At 69.4% G+C, this 4,342-nt stretch carries 2 protein-coding genes; both read left to right on the forward strand.

The genetic code is table 11. The features are described from left to right. Window positions 1-938 (forward strand): low temperature requirement protein A (locus AB0M20_RS29435; RefSeq protein WP_364303570.1); only part of this gene is annotated, 938 nt, incomplete at its 5' end. A 171-nt stretch (window positions 939-1,109) separates the two neighbouring features. Continuing rightward, the coding region (locus tag AB0M20_RS29440; protein WP_364303571.1) for a S8 family serine peptidase at window positions 1,110-4,342 on the forward strand (3,233 nt) is incomplete at its 3' end.

The following is a 4,342-nucleotide window of genomic DNA, read 5'->3' on the forward strand; positions in this document are numbered from 1 at the left end:
CCTGGTTCGCCTCCGCCTACGACACCGACGACGACGTCTACCGCATCACCACGCTGGTGCAGATCGCGGGCGCGCTGGTGCTGGCCGCCGGCGTCGAGTCGGCCTTCGACCACGCCGACTACCGAGCCATCACGGCCGGCTACGTGATCATGCGACTGGCGATGGTCGGGCAGTGGTTGCGGGCGGCACGCAACGACTCGCAGCGGCGTGCGACGGCTCTGCGGTACGCCGCCGGCATCGCGCTGGTCCAGGTCTTCTGGCTGGTACGCCTGGCGTTGCCCGACTCGTGGCAGGTGGTCGCCTTCCTGCTGCTGGTGGTCGCCGAGCTGGCCGTTCCGATCATCGCCGAGCGCGCGCCCGGCGGCCCGACCACCTACCACCCGCACCACATCGCCGAGCGGTACGGCCTCTTCACGATCATCGTGCTGGGCGAGGTGGTGGCCTCGGCGACGGTGGCCATCCGCACCGGGCTGAGCGACGGCGCGCACGTCACGGAGCTGGCCGGGGTGGCGATCGCCGGGCTGCTCATCGTGTTCTCGCTGTGGTGGCTCTACTTCGAACGGTCGGCGCACGATCTGCTGGCCGGCCTGCGGATGTCGATGCTGTGGGGCTACGGCCACTACCTGATCTTCGCCTCGGCCGCCGCGGTCGGTGCGGGGCTGGGCGTGGTGGTCGACTACGACACCGGGCACGCGGAAATCTCGGGTACGGTCGCCGGCTACGCCGTGGCGGTGCCGGTGGCCGTCTTCCTGCTGTGCGTCTGGCTGCTGCACGTCCGCCCGCACGCCACCGGGCCGGCCGTCTACGCGTACCCGGTCATCTCTGTCTTGATCCTGCTGACCCCGCTCGGGCCGGCGCCCGTGCACGTGACAGCGATCCTCACCGTGGCGCTTGTTGCGTTGACGATGACGGTGGGCCGCAAACAATATGGTCGATGAAGGGCCGAACCGGAAATCCTATTTCGGTAAACGGTTAATATGTACAAGCTTCTATGTTACATCCTGGTCACGACGGCATCGACGGTAGTGACTCGGCAGTAGCAGTGGCCGGAGGATCCCTGGGATGCGCCCGTTACCCCTGCGGGCGCCCATCCTTCGGAGGACCCCTTAGTGAGACACCGATCCGCCTGGGGACGGCGCACCTTCATCGCCGTACTCGCGGTGGGCGTAGCGGTGCTCGGCAACGCCGTGCCCGCGAATGCCGCGCCCAACCCGGCCACACCCACCCTTCAGGCCAACCCCGCTGATTCGCCCAAGGACGCTCCCGCCGACACCCTCGGCGCACACGACGCCGACCTGTTGTCCAAGGCGGAGTCCACGGGCGCGCGCAACGTCACGCTGATCATCGCCACCGACGACGGCAAGGTCGCCGAGGTGGCCGCTCAGGTCAAGAGCCTGGGGGGAACGGTCACCCGCCGCTTCGACAAGGTCGGGTACGTGCTCGCGCAGGTGCCGACCGCCTCCGTTGTCAAGGCCGCCAAGCTGCCCGGAGTGTCCGCAATCGACCTGGACGAGAAGGTCAAGCTGCCGGACCCGTCGGTCGAGCAGAGCCGCAAGCAGGGCGCACGGCAGGCCGCCACGCTGCCGGGCCCCGGCCCGAGCACGCCGGCCGCCAACCCCTACATGCCCACCAACGAGATCGGCTCGGTGACCTTCAAGGCCAAGCACCCGACCTGGGACGGCCGCGGCGTCACGATCGGCATCATGGACTCCGGTGTGGACCTGGAGAACCCGGCGCTGAAGACCACCTCGACCGGCGAGCGCAAGATCGTCGACTGGGTGACCGCCACCGACCCGCTGCTCGAGGGCGACGGTACGTGGCGCGCGATGCTCTCCGCGCCGCCGGCCGGCGTCAAGGTTCCGGCGGGCACGTTCCTTTACAACGTCTTCCGCGAGTCGATCACCGCGGCCAGCGACCCGGCCGGTGACGTGAACCGCGACGGCGACCAGGCCGACGTGTTCGGCATCCTCTACGACCCGGCGTCGCACGACATCCGGGTCGACGTGAACCAGAACAACGACTTCACCGACGACGCCGTGATGCGGCCGTACAAGGAGAAGTTCGACGTCGGGCACTTCGGCACCGACAACCCGGCCACCGAGATCGTCGAGCGCATGCCGTTCGTGGTGGAGTACCGCGAGGACGTCGACCTGACCCCGGCCGGCCTGCCCGGTCAGAAGGCCGACTTCGTCAACATCGGCATCCCGGAGGCCGTGCACGGTTCGCACGTCGCCGGCATCACCGCGGCGAACAACATGCTCGGCAACGACAACCTCGACGGCCAGGCGCCGGGCGCGAAGATCGTCTCCGCGCGGGCCTGCTCGTGGGGCGGCGGCTGCACCGCGGCCGCGCTGACCACCGGCATGGTCGACCTCGTGGTCAACCGGCACGTCGACGTGGTCAACATGTCGATCGGTGGCCTGCCCACCCTGAACGACGGCCAGAACGCCCGCGCCGAGCTGTACAACCGGCTGATCGAGGACTACGGCGTGCAGATGTTCATCTCGGCCGGCAACTCCGGCCCGGGTGAGAACACGATCGGCGACCCGTCGGTGGCCGACAACGTGGTCAGCGTCGCGGCCAGCGTCAGCAAGGAAACCTGGCTGGCGAACTACGGCTCGGTGGTGCGCAAGAAGAACGCGCTGTTCAACTTCTCGTCGCGGGGCCCGCGCGAGGACGGTGGCTTCAAGCCGAACATCACCGCGCCCGGCTCGGCGATCTCCACGGTGAACACCTGGATCAAGGAGCCGGACGTCGCCGAGGCGGGCTACGTCCTGCCGATCGGCGTCGCCATGCTGAACGGCACGTCGATGGCCTCGCCGCAGGCGGCGGGCGCGGCCGCGCTGCTGCTCTCCGCGGCCAAGGCCACGGACAAGGGTGTCACGCCGTCGGCTCTGCGCCGCGCGCTCTACACCTCGGCCGACCCGATCAAGGGTGAGCCGGTGGCGGGTCAGGGCTACGGCCTGCTCGACGTCAACGGCGCCTGGCCGCTGCTGAAGAAGGAGATCAGCACGGCCCGGTACACCTCGTCGGCGCCGGTGTGCACCGCGCTCTACCAGTTCCTCGGCAGCACCGAGCCGGGCGTCGGCATCCACAACCGGTGTGTCGCCGCTGAGGGTGGCCAGCGTGCCGGTTCGACGCGGGTCTACAACGTCAAGATCACCCGGACCAGCGGATCGTCGAAGTCGGTCCGGCACACGCTGAGCTGGCTCGGCGACACCGGGCAGTTCAAGTCGGCCCGCAGCGTCTCGCTGCCGCTGAACAAGGCCGTCACCGTGCCCGTCACGGTCAAGGCCAAGGAGGGCCTGAACTCGGGCCTGCTGAAGGTCGACGACCCGGCCACCGCGGTGGTCGACTTCGAGATCCTCAACACGGTGATCACCTCCACCTCGGTGAAGGCGCCCAGCTACACCCTGACCGGTGAAGGCTCGGTCGAGCGCAACTCGACCAAGTCGTACTTCATCGTCGTGCCCGAGGGTGCCACCACGCTGCAGGTGGACCTGACCGGCATCGCCACCGGATCGCAGACCCGGTGGATCGCGATCAACCCCTACGGCGTTCCGGTCGAGAGCACCTCGAGCCTGAACTGCTACACGAACTTCTCCGACCCGGCCGTGTGCAAGCCGCAGGAGCGTTCGTACGACGACCCGCTGCCGGGCGTCTGGGAGCTCGAGGTGGAGTCCCGCCGGACCTCGCCGACGCTGAACAACCCGTACCGCCTGCTCGCCAAGGTGCAGGGCGTCACGGTCACTCCGGAGACGGTCACGCTGGACAGCGTGGAGGCCGGCACGCCGACCCCGGTGACCTGGACGGTCAAGAACAACTACGGGCCGATCAACCTGACCGCCCGCGGCGGGTCGCTGGGCAGCGCCAAGTCCGACCGGCCGACCATCGCCGACGGCGCGAGCCAGGAGTACGAGGTCGTGGTGCCGGCGGGCGCCGAGCGGCTGGACGTGTCGATCGGCAACCCGAGCGACGCGGCGGCCGACCTCGACCTGGCCGTCTACCTGGGCAGCACGCTGATCGCCCAGCAGGCGGACGGCGACTCGGACGAGGCGGTCTCGATCCCGTCGCCGGCGGCCGGCACCTACACGGTGGTGGTCGACGGGTATTCGGTGCCGAGCGGCAGCACGGCGTACGACTACCGGGACGTCTACTACAGCTCGGCGCTCGGGACGGTCTCGGTTCCGGCCGGGGCGACCTCGCTGGCCAGTGGCGCGTCCGCCACGGTCACCGGTTCGGTGACCGCGACCGCGGCGCCGCCGGCCGGCCGCAGCCTCTTCGGTGAGGTCACCTTCCTCACCGACGAGGGGGCCGTGGTGGGCCGCGGTTCCGTGCAGAT

Source organism: Actinoplanes sp. NPDC051633, from assembly GCF_040681735.1.
Taxonomy (GTDB): Bacteria; Actinomycetota; Actinomycetes; order Mycobacteriales; family Micromonosporaceae; genus Actinoplanes.